General features: G+C 57.9%; 14 protein-coding genes. 2 read left to right on the forward strand and 12 right to left on the reverse strand.

The window, feature by feature from the left end; translation table 11 throughout:
* Positions 1 to 83: 83 nt before the first annotated feature.
* From ABTV87_RS16100 to ABTV87_RS16135, 8 genes are all read right to left on the reverse strand, one after another.
* Positions 84 to 743 (reverse strand): DUF799 domain-containing protein, encoded by a 660-nt coding sequence (locus ABTV87_RS16100; RefSeq protein WP_007959444.1) that lies wholly within the window; start codon positions 741 to 743, stop codon positions 84 to 86.
* The gene (locus ABTV87_RS16105; protein ID WP_258711848.1) at positions 740 to 1,108 is read right to left on the reverse strand and encodes a DUF4810 domain-containing protein; all 369 of its coding nucleotides are present in this window, start codon (positions 1,106 to 1,108) and stop codon (positions 740 to 742) included. The genes ABTV87_RS16100 and ABTV87_RS16105 overlap by 4 nt, the downstream gene beginning before the upstream one ends.
* A gap of 29 nt (positions 1,109 to 1,137) precedes the next feature.
* A complete protein-coding gene (locus ABTV87_RS16110) occupies positions 1,138 to 1,824 on the reverse strand; it encodes a CsgG/HfaB family protein (protein ID WP_162130490.1) in 687 nt (228 codons plus the stop codon).
* 294 nt (positions 1,825 to 2,118) lie between these two features.
* Positions 2,119 to 5,217, reverse strand: coding sequence for an error-prone DNA polymerase (locus ABTV87_RS16115; RefSeq protein ID WP_433897903.1), 3,099 nt, complete (start codon positions 5,215 to 5,217; stop codon positions 2,119 to 2,121).
* Positions 5,193 to 6,608, reverse strand: coding sequence for a Y-family DNA polymerase (locus ABTV87_RS16120; RefSeq protein ID WP_085603173.1), 1,416 nt, complete (start codon positions 6,606 to 6,608; stop codon positions 5,193 to 5,195). Before ABTV87_RS16120 ends, ABTV87_RS16115 begins: the two co-directional genes overlap by 25 nt.
* 7 nt (positions 6,609 to 6,615) lie before the next feature.
* A complete protein-coding gene (imuA, locus tag ABTV87_RS16125) occupies positions 6,616 to 7,233 on the reverse strand; it encodes a translesion DNA synthesis-associated protein ImuA (RefSeq protein WP_085603171.1) in 618 nt (205 codons plus the stop codon).
* Positions 7,233 to 7,850, reverse strand: a complete 618-nt coding sequence (gene lexA / locus ABTV87_RS16130) for a transcriptional repressor LexA (protein WP_039768874.1) — start codon at positions 7,848 to 7,850, stop codon at positions 7,233 to 7,235. The genes imuA and lexA overlap by 1 nt, the downstream gene beginning before the upstream one ends.
* A 188-nt stretch (positions 7,851 to 8,038) precedes the next feature.
* Positions 8,039 to 8,956 carry a LysR family transcriptional regulator gene (locus ABTV87_RS16135; RefSeq protein ID WP_273901140.1) on the reverse strand — a complete coding sequence of 306 codons (918 nt, stop codon included), beginning with the start codon at positions 8,954 to 8,956 and terminating at the stop codon, positions 8,039 to 8,041.
* Positions 8,957 to 9,059: 103 nt separating this feature from the next.
* On the opposite strand from ABTV87_RS16135, the gene ABTV87_RS16140 reads away from it, so the two are divergent.
* Positions 9,060 to 10,814, forward strand: coding sequence for an amidohydrolase (locus ABTV87_RS16140; protein ID WP_433897904.1), 1,755 nt, complete (start codon positions 9,060 to 9,062; stop codon positions 10,812 to 10,814).
* Positions 10,815 to 10,916: 102 nt separating this feature from the next.
* The gene (locus ABTV87_RS16145; protein WP_085603165.1) at positions 10,917 to 11,654 is read left to right on the forward strand and encodes a TorF family putative porin; all 738 of its coding nucleotides are present in this window, start codon (positions 10,917 to 10,919) and stop codon (positions 11,652 to 11,654) included.
* A gap of 47 nt (positions 11,655 to 11,701) precedes the next feature.
* Here the strand turns inward: ABTV87_RS16145 and ABTV87_RS16150 are convergent, their stop codons facing one another.
* From ABTV87_RS16150 to ABTV87_RS16165, 4 genes are read right to left on the reverse strand one after another with little or no spacing between them, the layout of a single operon-like run.
* On the reverse strand, positions 11,702 to 12,079 hold the full coding sequence (locus tag ABTV87_RS16150) for a hypothetical protein (protein ID WP_433897905.1): 378 nt from the start codon (positions 12,077 to 12,079) through the stop codon (positions 11,702 to 11,704).
* Positions 12,045 to 13,658 (reverse strand): hypothetical protein, encoded by a 1,614-nt coding sequence (locus ABTV87_RS16155; RefSeq protein WP_433897906.1) that lies wholly within the window; start codon positions 13,656 to 13,658, stop codon positions 12,045 to 12,047. Before ABTV87_RS16155 ends, ABTV87_RS16150 begins: the two co-directional genes overlap by 35 nt.
* Positions 13,645 to 14,172, reverse strand: a complete 528-nt coding sequence (locus tag ABTV87_RS16160) for a hypothetical protein (RefSeq protein WP_433897907.1) — start codon at positions 14,170 to 14,172, stop codon at positions 13,645 to 13,647. The genes ABTV87_RS16155 and ABTV87_RS16160 overlap by 14 nt, the downstream gene beginning before the upstream one ends.
* Positions 14,165 to 14,983, reverse strand: coding sequence for a hypothetical protein (locus ABTV87_RS16165; protein WP_139834452.1), 819 nt, complete (start codon positions 14,981 to 14,983; stop codon positions 14,165 to 14,167). The genes ABTV87_RS16160 and ABTV87_RS16165 overlap by 8 nt, the downstream gene beginning before the upstream one ends.
* Positions 14,984 to 14,987: the final 4 nt, after the last annotated feature.

Genomic DNA, 14,987 nt, shown 5'->3' on the forward strand with positions numbered 1-14,987 from the left:
CACTGTGACGCAGAGCGTCACGGTATGCATTCCCACGCGGAGCATGGGAACGATCAGAGTGGGAACGATCAGCAGCCTGTGTTTCAGTCAGTGCCGTACTTTGGCGACCGTGGCCCGTACAGCAGGCCCGCCGGGTGCCCGGCCGACAGCAGTCGATTGCTGGCCACGCCGGCAATCGGGTAGCCGGCATCGGTGGAGCTGTTAATGATCTGCTTCACCGCCGCAGTGATCAGCATGCCGATCAGACCACCGGCGTTGCTGTTGTTGCCCTCCTCGCTCGACGCCCGGGCCGCTCCGGTCCACAGGGTGACGCCGGTTTTCAGGTCGACCAGTTTGGCGCTCGCGGTGACGGCAGTTTCGCTGCTGATCACCATGTAGCGCGTGCCGTACTCGCTGACGGTGATGTACAGCGCCGCGTCGGCACCGAAGATTTCCTGCAGCTTGTTGGCCGGCGCCGCATGGATGTCATCCGGCGTGGTCAGGCCGTTCTGGCGGAACGTCTCGTCGACCAGGGTGATCGGCAGCACGTAGTAACCGGCTTCGGCCAGCGGGAACGTCACTTGCGACAGCAGGCTGTAGGACGCCTTGACGTCCGGCGAGGTGTTCAGCGGCGGCAGCACCAGAATGGATTTCGGCCGTGCTTGCTTGTACGCCGAATAGTCCACGGTTTTCGGTGCAACGCAGCCACCGAGAACGGTCAGCGCCAGGCCTGCGGCCAGCAGCTTCAAGGCACGCGAGATCATTGGGCGTCTCCGGTCTTGGCGTTCTTAAGCAGAAAATCCATGTAGGTGCCAGACTCGGGGAACAGGGTTTTCTCGGTGCGCAATTGCTGCACCATCTGATCGTCCTTGCCCATGCTCAGGTACAGCAGACCGAGATGAGCGTGGTAACCCGGCGGTACCGGCTTGCCGCTGGCACGGATCTTTTGCAGATCGGCTTCCAGCGCTTCGGCCTGGGCCTCTTTCGGCGTTTCGCTTTTGAAGTATTCGTAGACTTGTGGCTGGTAGCCTTCCCACTGATAAAGAGTTTGCGGGCTGCTGCAGCCGGCCAGCAAGGCGCTGGCAGTCAGCGTCAAGACCATCAGCGACCGGGACAGAGACAGATTCATGGTGTGTTGCTCCTTGCGATGGGCGTCTATCAGTTGCCCGGTTTCCAGGCACCGGCGTTCATGCCATCAACCAGACGATTGATCGCCTCGCGCATGGCCAGATCGAGGACTTTGCCGTTGAGGGTAGAGTCGTAGGCAGCGGTGCCGCCGAAACCGATGATTTCGCGGTTGGACAAGGCGTACTCGCCGGCGCCCTGGGTCGAATACACCACTTCGGAGGTGCTGATGTTGACGATATTCAGATTGACCTTGGCGTAGGCGACCTGGGTCTTGCCACGGCCAAGAATGCCGAACAGTTGGTGATCGCCGGTCTCTTTGCGGCCGAACTCGGTGACGTCACCGGTGACCACGTAATCGGCGCCTTTCAGACGCTGGGCCTGGCCCTTGATCGCCGCTTCCTGCTGGATTTCGCCCATGTTGTCGCGATCCAGCACCGAGAAACGGTTGGTCTGCTGCAAGTGAGTGATCAGGATGGTCTTGGCCTGGCCACCGAGACGGTCGACGCCGTCGGAGAAGATCCCGCGCATGTAGCTCGAACGGTTGTCGAACTTGCCCACGGCCATCGGGATACGCACACCGGACCAGGCCTGGGAGGCGCTTTCCACCTTGGCCACCGGCAATGCGCGGGAGCTTTCGGTGGCGCAACCGGAAAGCGAGCCGGCCAGGGTGCCGAGGACGGCAATCGCAACGCCCGAGACCAACATCCGGGAGATCATTCTCACTGTGCATTCCTTCTGAAATTCGATGTGTCCCCGCACGGTGATGTTGTGGGGGATCGGGAAAGGGGCGGCATTATGCCAAAGTGCCATCAGTGAGGACAGGTTTTTTTGACGTCAGCAAATTGGCTTGCAAATCAGCCAGTTGCCGTCAGCTACCGATCGTTCCCACGCTCTGCGTGGGAATGCCGCCATGGACGCTCCGCGTCCACTGTGACGCAGAGCGTCACGATATGCATTCCCACGCGGACGGTTCGACGCCTCGACGTGGGAACGATCACATTCTTGTGGGTGTCAGTGGAAATCGCGGCTTTGCACCCGAATTCCGTTGAGCAGCGGACTGAGGTCACTCAAGCGTCCAGCGATCAGATGCCGCACCTCGCCTTCCCGCTCCCAGCGGCCATCGACCTTGAGCAGTTGCGAGCCGACCAGCACCTGACGCTGACGCTCGGCCAGATCGCGCCAGACCACCACGTTGACGTTGCCGAATTCGTCTTCCAGGGTCACGAAGGTCACGCCACTGGCAGTGCCCGGCCGCTGACGCCCGGTCACCAGCCCCGCCACGCTGACCGGCCGACCATGCTCGACGTCCAGCAACTCCCGGGAACTGCGACAGCGCCGGGCCCGCAACTCGTCGCGTAACAACGTCAGCGGATGCGGCCCCAATGTGGTGCCCAGCGTTGCGTAGTCGGTGAAGAGGTCTTCGCTGACACTCGGCGTCGGCAGCAGCACATCCGGCTCTTCCTGACTCGGCAACCCGGCAAACAACCCGAGCTGTTTCTGCACCCCGGCCACTTCCCAGCGTGCCCGATGGCGGTGCCCGGCCAGGCCGCGAAGCGCGCCGGCATCCGCCAGCAGCGCCTGGGCGCGACTGTCGAGCCCGGCACGTTCGCCCAGGTCGGCGACATCGGCAAACGCGCCCCTCGCCCGAGCGCTTTCAATGCTCCGCGCATCCTCCTCGCGAAAGCCCTTGATCATCCGCAGGCCCATGCGGATGGCCGGCTGCTCGCCGGCAATCGGCTCCAGGCTGCAATCCCAGTCACTGGCGCGCACGTCCACCGGACGGATCTGCAAATGATGCCGGCGCGCATCCTGAAGAATCTGATCCGGGCTGTAGAAACCCATCGGCCAGCTGTTGATCAGCGCACAGGCGAACGCCGCCGGTTCGTGGCACTTGAGCCAGCAACTGGCATAGGTCAGCAAGGCAAAACTGGCGGCGTGGGATTCAGGAAAACCGTAGCTGCCGAAGCCCTTGATCTGCTCGAAAATCTGCGCGGCGAATTCCGGGCTGTAGCCATTTTTCTTCATGCCAGCGGCCAGCCGTTCCTTGTGCGGTTCCAGTCCGCCGTGGCGTTTCCACGCGGCCATGGAGCGGCGCAACTGGTCGGCCTCGCCGGGGCTGTAATCGGCGGCGACAATCGCGATCTGCATCACCTGTTCCTGAAACAGCGGCACGCCGAGGGTGCGCTTGAGCACCACTTCCAGTTCCGGTGACGGATAGGTTTCCTCTTCTTCCTTGTTCCGCCGGCGCAGGTACGGATGAACCATCCCGCCCTGGATCGGCCCCGGCCGCACGATGGCCACCTCGATCACCAGGTCGTAGAAGGTTTGCGGGCGCAGGCGCGGCAGCATCGACATCTGCGCCCGGGATTCGATCTGGAACACGCCGATGGTGTCGGCGCGGCTGATCATGTCGTAGGTCGGGCGATCCTCAGGTGGAATCGTCGCAAGGCTCAGGTCCTGATGGCGATGACGGCGCAGCAGATCGAAACAGCGGCGGATCGCGCTGAGCATGCCGAGGGCGAGGATATCCACCTTGAGCAGGCCGACCGCATCGAGATCGTCCTTGTCCCACTGGATAATCGTGCGGTCGGCCATGGCGGCGTTTTCCACCGGCACCAGCGTGTCCAGCGGTTGCTCGGAAATCACGAAACCACCGGGGTGCTGCGACAGGTGCCGGGGGAAGCCGATCAGTTGCCCGGTCAGACTCAGTACCCGGTGCAGCAGCGGGCTTTCGGGGTCGAAACCGCCTTCGCGCAGGCGCTCCACGGGCGGGGTTTCATCGCTCCAGTGGCCGCAGCAGTCGGCCAGCGCATTGATCTGGTCCGGCGGCAAGCCCAGCGCCTTGGCCACATCGCGGATCGCGCCGGAAGCGTGGTAAGTGCTGACCACCGCCGTCAGCGCCGCACGACGGCGACCATAACGACGAAACACGTATTGCAGGACTTCTTCGCGGCGTTCGTGCTCGAAATCCACGTCGATGTCCGGCGGCTCGTTGCGTTCCCTCGACATGAAACGCTCGAACAGCAGCGTGGTGCGATCCGGGTCGATCTCGGTGATGCCCAAGGCAAAACACACCGCCGAGTTCGCCGCCGAACCCCGGCCCTGGCAGAGGATTTTCTGCTCCCGGGCGTAGCGCACCACGTCGTGCACGGTGAGGAAGTAGCTTTCGTAGCCGAGTTCGGCGATCAGCTCCAGCTCATCGTCGATCTGCTTGAGCACCTTGGGTTGTGCGCCTTTCGGCCAGCGCCAGGCGATGCCTTGTTCGGTCAGGTGGCGCAGCCAGGAACTGGCGCTGTGTTCCTCAGGCACCAGCTCCTTCGGATATTGATAACGCAACTCGCCCAGATCGAAGGTGCAGCGGCGGGCCAGTTTCACCGATTCGTCCAGCAAGGTTTGCGGATACAACTCGCTCAACACATCGAGGCTGCGCAAATGCCGCTCGCCGTTGGGGTGCAGGCGCAACCCGGCTTCGGCCACCGGAACGTGATGGCGGATCGCAGTCATGGTGTCCTGCAAGGCCCGCCGGCCACGGGCGTGCATGTGCACATCACCGCTGGCCACGGCTGGAACTTGCAGCTCGTCCGCCAGACTCAGCAGTGCAACCAGCCGTTGCTGATCGTTCTGCCCGCGATGCAACTGCACCGCCAGCCACAGTCTTTCGCCGAAGGTCTGTTTCAGCCAGCGGCCCTCTTCCACCTCATCGACCGCATCCGGCACCCACAGCACCAGCAATCCCGGCAACGGCTCGCTGAAATCCTCGCGCAGTATTTGATACTGGCCTTTCTGCGTGCGCCGTCGAGCCTGGGTGATCAAGCCGCACAACGCCTGATATCCCTCGATGTTCTCCACCAGCAACACCAGTTTCGGGCCGTGCTCGATGCGGATTTCGCTGCCGATGATCAGCGGCAACTCAACGGACTTGGCCGCCTGCCAGGCACGGACGATCCCGGCCAGGGTGCATTCATCGGTGATCGCCAACGCCTGATAGCCGTGTTTTTTCGCGCGCTGGAACAGCTCAAGCGCACTGGAGGCACCGCGCTGAAAACTGAAATTCGACAGGCAGTGCAGTTCGGCATAACCCTGGTTCACGCGAACCAGCCCTGCAGCCACAACGGACCGCCCTCACCCACTGCCCGGTACGCCCAGCCTTGCTGGCCGGCGCGGTTCTGGATCAGGTAATAGTCGCGGCGCACGTCGTCACCGTCCCACCAACCGGACTCGATGCGTTCCGGGCCCATGAGGATGCGCGCCGAACCTTCCGGCACGGACTGCGGCTCGCCCAACAACCAGCCCGGACGCTGCACGCCCGGCAATGCAGGGCAACGCTGCTTGTCATCGGCGTTCTGCCACGCGCACTCCGGTCGATGATCGGCCTGAAAGCGCAGGCCCTGCACCGCCTCATCCCCCAGCCGTGCGCGCAGGCGCTCGCGCAATTGTTCCCAGGGCAAGGTCTGCTGCGGGCGGTCGTCGAACAGTTCCTGAAACTGCGGCACGAAACTCGGCAGGTCCTCGGCGCGCAGACGAAAACCGCGCACCGGGGCTTCGACCTGCACCTGCTCCAGTCGGCCACGGGCCAGTTCAAAGAGCATCGCCGGATCGCGCTCGGCGCTGAGCAGGCCGACTTTGATCAATGTGTCCGGCAGCCCCGCATGTTCCAGGTGCAGATCGAAGCGCTGCACGCCGCTGTCACGCCCGCACAAAAACGCCGCCAGATCGGACGTCAGGCGGCGCAAGGGGAACAGCAGCGCCTGATGGGACTGCACGTCGAAATTGAGTTCGATGCGCACATCGAAGCGATCCGGCGGCAGGTAGAACGCCAGCGCCAGCGGCCGTGCGCCGAACAGCGTGTCCAGATGCTTGAGCATCGGTGCCTCGAAACGCCGGGCCAGGGCCTGACGCGGCAGGTTCTGCACCTGATGAAGGTTGCGCAGGCCCATGCGCGACAGCGCCGTGGCCACGCTCGGCTCAAGCCCGATGCGGTCGACCGGCAATTGCCCGAGGTGATGGCGCAGGGCTTCACCGTCGGGCACCACCAATCCGTCATAGGCGTTGGCCAACACCCGCGCCGCCACCGGATTGGGCGCGGCGACGATGCGGTGACGAAAGCCCAGCTCGGTCAACTCGGTACGCAACCGCGCCTCGAACTGCGCCCAGGAACCGAACAGCCCGAGGCTCGATTCGATCTCGAACACCACGGTGCGCGGGTAATGCACGCTGACCTGTGCGCTGAAACGATAGGCCCAGGCGGCGAGAAACTGCTGCCAGTGCTCGACCTCGGCCGCGTCGTAATCGACGGTGGCAAACCCTTTGCTCATGGCCTGCGCGGCCGTCATCGACTGCCCCGGACGCAAGCCCAGTGCCCGCGCCGCCGGATTGACTGCTTGCAGCACCCGGCGCTGGGCCGGGCCGCTGAGCAGCGCCAAGGGTTGCTCGGGATCGGGGCGCTGACGCAACACGGCGTCGAGGGCCAATTGCGGGAACAGAATGCAAACCCAGCGCATGGCGACCTCAATGCCCCACGGCGAAGGCAATCGGTGCGCTGCGCGCCAGACCGCCCCGGCACTTGAGCACACGCAATTGCGCCGGGCGCGCATCGATGGCAATGCGCAGCGCGGCCGGCGACGGGTTGACCGCTTCGCTCAATGACCGCCACGCGAACGCCAGGGTCTGGCCGGTTTCCGCCGCCACCTGCAAACGGCGCAGAGCTCGGTCATCGGCCTTGTGCGGCCAGCACAGCACCGCGCCGCAACTGCCCGAGCGCAGGCATTGTTCTGCCGCCCACAAGGCATCGCGCTCGCTGGCCTGGATCACCGACAACTGGCGCAGATCGACCCCGGCATTGGCCCAGGCCTGCGGGTATGGCACGAACGGCGGCGCCACCAGCACGATGCGCTCGCCCGCCGCCGACAGCCGCGCCAACGTCGGCCACACCAGTTGCAACTCACCAACACCGGGCCCGGCCAGCAGGATTTCGCTCAGCGCCGCCTCCGGCCAGCCGCCACTGGGCAACGCTGCGTCCAGCGCCGCGTGCCCGGTGGGTTGCGGGCTGGCGGCCGGTGGCGCAGGCCGGCCCTTCCAGACCTGGCCACCATTGAACAGCGTATCCAGCGCAACGACGGCACCCATCAGCCTTGCCTCACCAGACCGCAGAACACCCCTTCGATGGCCAGATCCTGATCGGCCCGCACCACAATCGGTTGATACGCCGGGTTGCGAGGCAACAGGCGAACCTCATCGCCGATCCGCTCGAAACGTTTGATAGTGACCTCGCCATCGAGTCGCGCCACCACGATCTGGCCGTTGAGCGCTTCGGGGTTGCGCCGCACGCCGACCAGATCGCCGTCGAGAATGCCGTCCTCGATCATCGAATCGCCCTGCACTCGCAACATGTAGTCGGGTGTGCGGGAGAACAGCGCCGGATCGAGCATCAGCCGATTGTGCAGGTCGGCATCGGCGCCGATGGGCGCACCGGCAGCCACCCGCCCGAGCACCGGGACTTCGAGCAGTTCCGGCCGCGCCGGCTGCCCGAGCAGGCGAATGCCCCGGGCCTGATGCGGATTGACCTCGATGAACCCGGCTTCGGTAAGCGCCAGCACATGCTTGCGCGCCACGCTGCGGGAGGCAAAACCAAAAGCCTCGCTGATTTCAGCGAGGCTTGGGGGCTGACCGTGTTCGGCGATGCGTTCGCGGATAAAGGTCAGAATGGCGGTACGGCGGGGAGTCAGAGTCGTCATGGAGTACATTTGTACTCCTGTGGGATTTTCCTGACAAGCACCGCCAGTCAGCTCAAACCCTGGTGACTGATCGTTCCCACGCTCTGCGTGGGAATGCCTCTAGGGACGCTCCGCGTCCAGTGACGCGGAGCGTCACGGGCTGCATTCCCACGCGGACGGTTCGACGCCTCGACGTGGGAACGATCAGAAGCACGGAGTCAGCTCAAACCGCGCTCCGCCAGAAACTCCGCGATGTAGTCGATAAACGCCACAACCTTGGCCGTCGCCCGTCGATGGCTCGGGTACACCGCCAGAATGTGCGGGCCGAAGCTGTCCGGGTCGATCTCGTAATCAGCCATGACCCGCACCAGTCGCCCGTCGGCGATATACGGCGCAGCGCTCCACAATGGTGTGTGCAGCAAGCCACGCCCGGCCAGAGCGCTGGCCAGCAGCAGGTCGTAATTGTCACTGCGCAACAGCGGCGCCGCCGGTTGCGCCAGGCTAAGACGCTGACCGTCGCGTTCGGCCCACCAGAATTCGCGGCTGAGCAACGGATGCCGGTACAGGAGCCATTCATGCTGATCGAGGGTTTGCGGCGTCACCGGCAGGCCCTTGCGCGCCAGGTATTCGGGGCTGCCGCACAGCGCCAGGCGATTGCTGCCGACCACCCGCGCGATCAACCCCGGCAAGTCGTCATGGCCCTCGCGCAACGCCAGGTCGTAGCCGCTTTCCAGCAGATTGACGAATTCGTCGCACAAATCCACTTGCAGGCTGATCTGCGGGTATTGCTGCAAAAAGCCGTCACACACCTGATCGAGAAACGCCCGCCCGTAGGCCAGCGGCGCGGTGATTTTCAGGCTGCCGCGCAGACCGTGTTGCAACTGCTCGATTTCCTCGCTGGCCTCGTCCAGTCGTTGCAGCACCTGGCGTGCGGTTTCCAGATACAGCCGGCCGATCTCGGTCAGCAGAATCCGCCGCGTGCTGCGCTCGAACAGCCGCGCACCGAGTTCGGATTCCAGGTGATTGACCGCTTTGGTCAGGGCCGACGGGGTCTTGCCCAGTTGTTCGGCAGCGCGGCTGAAACTGCCGAGCTGCGCGGTGACCACGAACATTTTCAGTGCACCGAGCTTGTCCATGCTTTTTCCATTCAGGCAAAAACGTTTTTCGTGAGGGAGGCGTTCTGTCGGGCGTTGGCAGCCACTAATCTGGCCATCAGACGCAATAACAAGGAAATGTTCAATGAAAAGATTCATCCCGCATTTCACAAAAAATCTGCTGATTGCCGCTATGAGTTTTGCCTCGATGGAAGCCATGGCCGCCACCGATCTGGTGCTGCTCAACGGCAAGATTTTCACCGCCGATCGCGCTCAACCGAAGGTTCAGGCGCTGGCCGTGGAGAACGGCAAGGTGCTGAAAGTCGGCACGGATGCGCAGATCAAGGCCTTGATCGAGCCCGGCACCCAGGTCATCGACCTGAAAGGTCAGGCGTTGATGCCCGGCCTGATCGACAGCCATTCCCACGCGATTTTCGGCGGGCTGGAAATGGTCTCGGCCAACATGGAAGACGACGTGGTCAGTCTGGATGAACTGGAAAAACGCCTGCGCGGCTGGCGCGACGATGGCAAGGCCCGGCATGGTGATGTGCTGAGCGTGGCCGGCATGAGCTCGGCGTATTGGGCCAAGGCTGAAGCGCTGGGCAAAATCTTCAACCAAGGCGAATGGACCGACGTGCCGGTGGTGTTCACCGGCAGCGACCACCACACGGCGTGGGCCAACAATGTGATGCTCAAGCGTGCGGGCATCGACGCCGCGCTGCTGAAAACCCTGCCGGACGCGGAAAAAGACACCATCGGCAAACTGCCCAGCGGTGAACCGAACGGCTTTGTGGTCGACGCCGGTTGGGATCGGGTCGCCTCTAAAATGCCGGTGCCGAGCCCGGCCGACATGCTCAAGGCCGCGCAATCGGCGGTGCGTTTCAACAACAGCCTCGGCATCACCGCGTGGATGGACCCCGCCGCCAACGCCGCGCCGGGCGAGCCGGTATTCGCCCTCAAGCCCACCGAGAAAACTGTCGGCGTATTGCCAGCTTATAAAGCCCTGTCGGACAGCGGCGGCATGACTGCCCACGTCGCCGCGCTGCTGGTGGCCAACCCGAAAAGCGTCCCGGTCGATCTCGACACCCTCGACAAAGTGCGCCGGCAATTTCAGGGCATCCCCAACCTGACGCTGCCGGGGATCAAGATCTTCGCTGACGGCGTGATCGAATACCCGGCCCAGAGCGCCGCGATGATCGATCCCTACAGCAACTCGCACAAACAGGGCGAGTTGCTGATCGATCCACAGCATTTCGGCGAACTGGTCAGCGCCATCGACCAGCGCGGCTGGCTGGTGCACATCCACGCCATCGGCGACCGTGCGGTGCGCGAATCTCTCAACGGTATCGCCCAGGCGCGCAAGGACCGGCAGAGCGGCGTAACGCACTCGATCACCCACCTGCAAATGGTCAACCCGAAGGAGTTCGCCCGCTTCAAACCGCTGAACGTGATTGCCTCGATGCAACTGCTGTGGGCCAGCGCCGACGACTACACCACCGACATGATCAAGCCTTACGTCAGCGCCCTCGCCTTTCGCTATCAATACCCGGCGCATTCGCTGCTCAAGCAGGGCGCGACGATTGCCGGCGCGAGCGACTGGCCGGTGTCCTCGCCGAACCCGTGGAACGCCATGGCCCAGGCCATCACCCGCACCGGGCCGCTGGGCGTGCTCAACGCCGACGAACGCCTGGACCGCGAAACCATGTTCTACGCCTACACCGCCAATGCCGCGCGAACCATCGGCCTGGAAAAGCAGATCGGCTCGCTGAGCCCCGGCAAACAGGCCGATTTCATCGTGCTCGATCGCGACGTGTTCAGCGTCGACGACAAGGCCCTGCATGACACCCAGGTCCTGCAAACCTGGTTCGCCGGCCGTCAGGTCTACGCCCCTACCCTCTAATAACAATCGCCGTATCCGCTGCCCGACCCCGCGCCAGCCGCCGGGGTTCGGCGCAGCCTTGCCCGCTTCCTGCCCATAACAACCACAACAACGGGACTTCACATGAAAGCCTTGCCCCTGCTCGCCCTCACTTCCTTGAGCCTGCTGCCCTTGAGCAGCCACGCGATTCCCCTGAACGATGATTTCGCGGTGCTGGTCGACCTGACCCTGGCCAGCGACTACCGCACCCGCGGCATCTCCCAGACCCAGAACGACCCGGCCGTACAGGCCGGCCTGACCCTGGCCCACAGCAGCGGCCTGTACCTCGGCGCGTGGAGCTCGAACGTCGATTTCGGTGGCGGCCTGAAAACCCGTCAGGAAGTCGATTACTACGCCGGCTGGTTGTGGCAGGCGACCGAGGCCGTGAGCCTGGATCTGGGCTACATCAAATACGCGTACCCCAAGGAGAGCCAGTTCAACCAGAGCGAGGTGTACTCGATTCTCAGCGCTTACGGCGTGAAACTCGCGGCCTATTACTCCAGTGACGCGCCGGGCATCGACAGCAAACAGAGTTCGCTCTACAGCTACATCGGCTATGAAACCGAACTGCCGTTGGATTCCGGGCTGAAGCTGCGCTACGGCAACATGGACTTCAAGGACCCGCATATGTATTCGGCGTCCGGGCATAGCGAAGAGTCCTACCGGGAGTGGGAAGTCAAACTGACCCACAGCCTGGCCGGCATGGTGCTGGGCCTGAGCTACATCGACACCGACCTCTCGCAGAGCCAGTGCCTGAGCAACTGGGGCTTCAAGGACGTGTGCACGGCGACGGTCGTCGCCAGCGTCAGCAAATCCTTCTGACCTACCTCCCACCATGATTCCCAGATCTGGTGGGAGCATTTTTTAAGTTAAGTCCTTAAATTCATTGTAGCTTCGAGTATTAGCAAGTCACTTTCGTCTTCGCTGCGCATTAACCCGACCAACCTTGGAGATACGACAACTTGGTTAAATTCATCAAATGAAACAGTCTTACGATATTTTTTTAGAATCAAATCAACAAGGCTACGGCTAAACCCATCTCTTATCAAACGAATTTTAACATCATCAACAGTGCCATATTTAACCAACTTAAAAAAATCTGGATCAATCACTTTTTGATCGTTTAATATCTCAACAAATCTGAATATTTTATGATCAAAATAATCATCCTCTTCTTTTATTCTAACTATTGCAAGATTTATCTTCTCCTTATCATTTTTTCTTTGACATATCCACCCAGTGTTCATAATGACTATCTGGAAATTTAGTGTCACCCCACTTACCCACGAATACTAGATTTTTTTCACCCTCGCCACGATCATTCCAATACTTTACAAAGTTATAAATCACTTGCTTTATAGTGTACTTGTTGAGCTTCCAACCAATCAGCATGGAATAAAATTTTAGTGCCTCTTCATTTTTCAATCGATACAAGTCAGAATAACCTTTGCCTTCATCTAGGTTATCTATAAAAAACATCTTTATTGCCAACATCAACTCATACGGAGAAGAAATCAAAGAGTTTTCCGCAAAAAATTCCTCGATCGATTTTTGAATTTTTTCCTCTTTAGCAAAAATATCAATTTCCGTAACACTGTTTGCGATTAGTTGCTTCCCAACTTGAGTGCTGACTCTACGGACATCTTTACTAGAAGTGGCTCCCGGCTCTAAATTCTCCAGCCTTTCCACAGCCTCTTTTAACTCCGCCTTATTCAGCTCATTTATCTCTGTCGACAAGAGAAGCGTATTCGAGACTTTGTCAAAAACTTTATTTGTAACCTTGACCGTTTTTTTGTAGAACCCCTGCAAATCAGCGCGCTTACTGGAGTACTTGTCCGTCCCTACTAGATAAACATGAGACTCCAATCGAGATAATGCATCACGACCTTTCTGGGAAAAAACCTCGCTAAATCTATTAACCCGACCAACAAGATTCTTAAACTGAGACGCATCTAAATTACTTCTGCCCTTCCTTTGATCTAAAATAAACAACCGTTCGATAGGTAAATTAACACCCTCGAGCAATGTAGAGCTTGAAACCAAATACTTCAAATGCGTCGAACTAGAAAAAAGTCGCTCAACATAATATCTCACCGTATCAGGCATTGAACCATGATGATAAACAACCCCCTTCCTTAAGCACTCAATCAGCAAATAGCGCTTATCAAAATTCAACTCCAACTCTATACAAGCCTTTTGAATCAGTGGGCATTCCACAGGCGGCAAGCTTTGGGCGAAATCTACCGCAAACATCTCAATACTTTTAGGCTTGTTCGCATAAACAATATTTTTTCCTAAAGAATTCATACGAATAAAATCAAAATAATCGGAGTACACCTTGTTCGTGCTATACCACCTATCCAAAAAATGATCATACAACGAATTAATGCGATCCCCTTTACCCTCACGAAAGTCGCACAAATAGAATCTTTCAGACTTCAAATACTCGCTAATTCTAAAAGCTGACAAATTTTCCTTTACAAATCTTAAACTTAAACTCAACTCATCATTGAGAAAAGGCGTCAGGTATTTAAATGCAGCGGCAGGATTTCTAGAGTAAGCAATACAAATAACCGAGGCAAGCAATTCACTCCTCTTGTCACTTGCTAAAAGATTATGTGCCTCATCGACAAACACAATATCAAAATGTAGATTCGGTTGATCCGTTTGGAGTCTAGCCAATCTCTCTTGAGTCAGTACATATGCACGAGCCGGCTTCAACTCATTGTACATTTCCGGATGTGTAACTATCTTCCCAAGTTCAGGAATTTCCGCATCAATGATTCTTTTCTTAGTCCGCGCCAACAGTGCCTTAGAAGGAACCAATACACACACTTGCTTTTGGATTATCTTGAAAAGCCTTAACTATAAGCTCAGACTTCCCATAAGAAGTAGGTGCAATAACTGCAATTGACCCTTCATTCTTTTCTAAAAAATATCTCCTTAGATCCATTTGCTGCTCAGTTAATACCATACCCCCATCGCGAAAATTATCAATATAGCTAGATATATAATTAAAACCAAAAGAGTCTTTTCTATCTCCACCCAATTCCTCTTCAGCGGAAATAACTGAGGAAACTGGAATCAAGCCATTATTTATAGCTATTTCATTCAAGGCATCGTAATTACCGGAAACATTCCCATAAAACAAAGCAATCCGATAGCCGAGCCTCTTAAGATTCGAACACTGCTGATTAATCAAAACAATGGAAATCGACAAAAGCTGAATACTTTCCCTGTCTGAAAGCTTTTCTTTCGATAGCAACTTTCTATAAATACCAGAAAATGACGTATTAGCAAGCTGTCTTAAAGTCAACTCTGCGGGCTTACGTTCAGGCATTATTAAGCGCCTCCCTCTTCAGAAAATCTTCTATTTTTTCTATAGTGTTTTTTTGAATAGAAACCAAAACAAATCTCTTAAACATCTTTTTTGCAGCGAGATTTATAGAAATTTCTTTGACCTTCTCTACATCGACGGGCTGAGACACATCATGAAAAAGTGTCGCGACTAAAATTACAGAGTTATCCTTACTGGAGGCGCGCTTATCCAGCACGCACTCCCCTCTATTTTCCAAGATAGAAATTACAGCTGACTTATAGTCTTTAACCCCTTCGACGGCCACTCTCGCCGCATGAATTGCATTCTGCCAGTGATTAAGCTCATTCTCATTAAGCCTCACATTCAAATCATTCCTAGCAGCAGCAAGTAGCTCTTGAGTGGTTTGTGTCTGATCTTTATCTTTATGTAAATGACCAGACTTCACTTCGGTAATCCATACAGCACTTTCCCCTGGATCAAACAGAAGCAAATCAAACCCTTTTCTAATACTTTTCTCCTCCAAGTTAAAATAAGGAGATATTGTTTCAAAACCCGAAAACAGCTCAATCGCGAGAATATGTGTAAGGAGCTCTCCAAGCATTCCTTTTTTTGTAGTATCTGCTTTGTTTTCGTAGCGAGAAAAGAAACAACTTAACGTTGTAGAATAGCTATACATCCGACTTGCGCTTTTACTCTGCTCTGCCCCATTACAAATCCTCGATAAGTTCCTTCTAATTGAAGCCTCAAGATCTTCAGAGAAAAAATCAACCTTACAAATTAGATATTCATCACCATTAACTACATCAACACCCTTTAGCTTCCCTACTTTCATATTT

The sequence above is a fragment of the Pseudomonas sp. PSE1(2024) genome, from assembly GCF_050990555.1.
Lineage (GTDB): Bacteria > Pseudomonadota > Gammaproteobacteria > Pseudomonadales > Pseudomonadaceae > Aquipseudomonas > Aquipseudomonas aphyarum.

Coding starts and splice junctions, on each gene's coding strand:
- ABTV87_RS16100 (WP_007959444.1), bottom strand. CDS start 743: ATGATCTCGCGTGCCTTGAAGCTGCTGGCCGCAGGCCTGGCGCTGACC.
- ABTV87_RS16105 (WP_258711848.1), bottom strand. CDS start 1,108: ATGAATCTGTCTCTGTCCCGGTCGCTGATGGTCTTGACGCTGACTGCC.
- ABTV87_RS16110 (WP_162130490.1), bottom strand. CDS start 1,824: ATGATCTCCCGGATGTTGGTCTCGGGCGTTGCGATTGCCGTCCTCGGC.
- ABTV87_RS16120 (WP_085603173.1), bottom strand. CDS start 6,608: ATGCGCTGGGTTTGCATTCTGTTCCCGCAATTGGCCCTCGACGCCGTG.
- imuA (WP_085603171.1), bottom strand. CDS start 7,233: ATGGGTGCCGTCGTTGCGCTGGATACGCTGTTCAATGGTGGCCAGGTC.
- lexA (WP_039768874.1), bottom strand. CDS start 7,850: ATGTACTCCATGACGACTCTGACTCCCCGCCGTACCGCCATTCTGACC.
- ABTV87_RS16135 (WP_273901140.1), bottom strand. CDS start 8,956: ATGGACAAGCTCGGTGCACTGAAAATGTTCGTGGTCACCGCGCAGCTC.
- ABTV87_RS16140 (WP_433897904.1), top strand. CDS start 9,060: ATGAAAAGATTCATCCCGCATTTCACAAAAAATCTGCTGATTGCCGCT.
- ABTV87_RS16145 (WP_085603165.1), top strand. CDS start 10,917: ATGAAAGCCTTGCCCCTGCTCGCCCTCACTTCCTTGAGCCTGCTGCCC.
- ABTV87_RS16150 (WP_433897905.1), bottom strand. CDS start 12,079: ATGAACACTGGGTGGATATGTCAAAGAAAAAATGATAAGGAGAAGATA.
- ABTV87_RS16160 (WP_433897907.1), bottom strand. CDS start 14,172: ATGCCTGAACGTAAGCCCGCAGAGTTGACTTTAAGACAGCTTGCTAAT.
- ABTV87_RS16165 (WP_139834452.1), bottom strand. CDS start 14,983: ATGAAAGTAGGGAAGCTAAAGGGTGTTGATGTAGTTAATGGTGATGAA.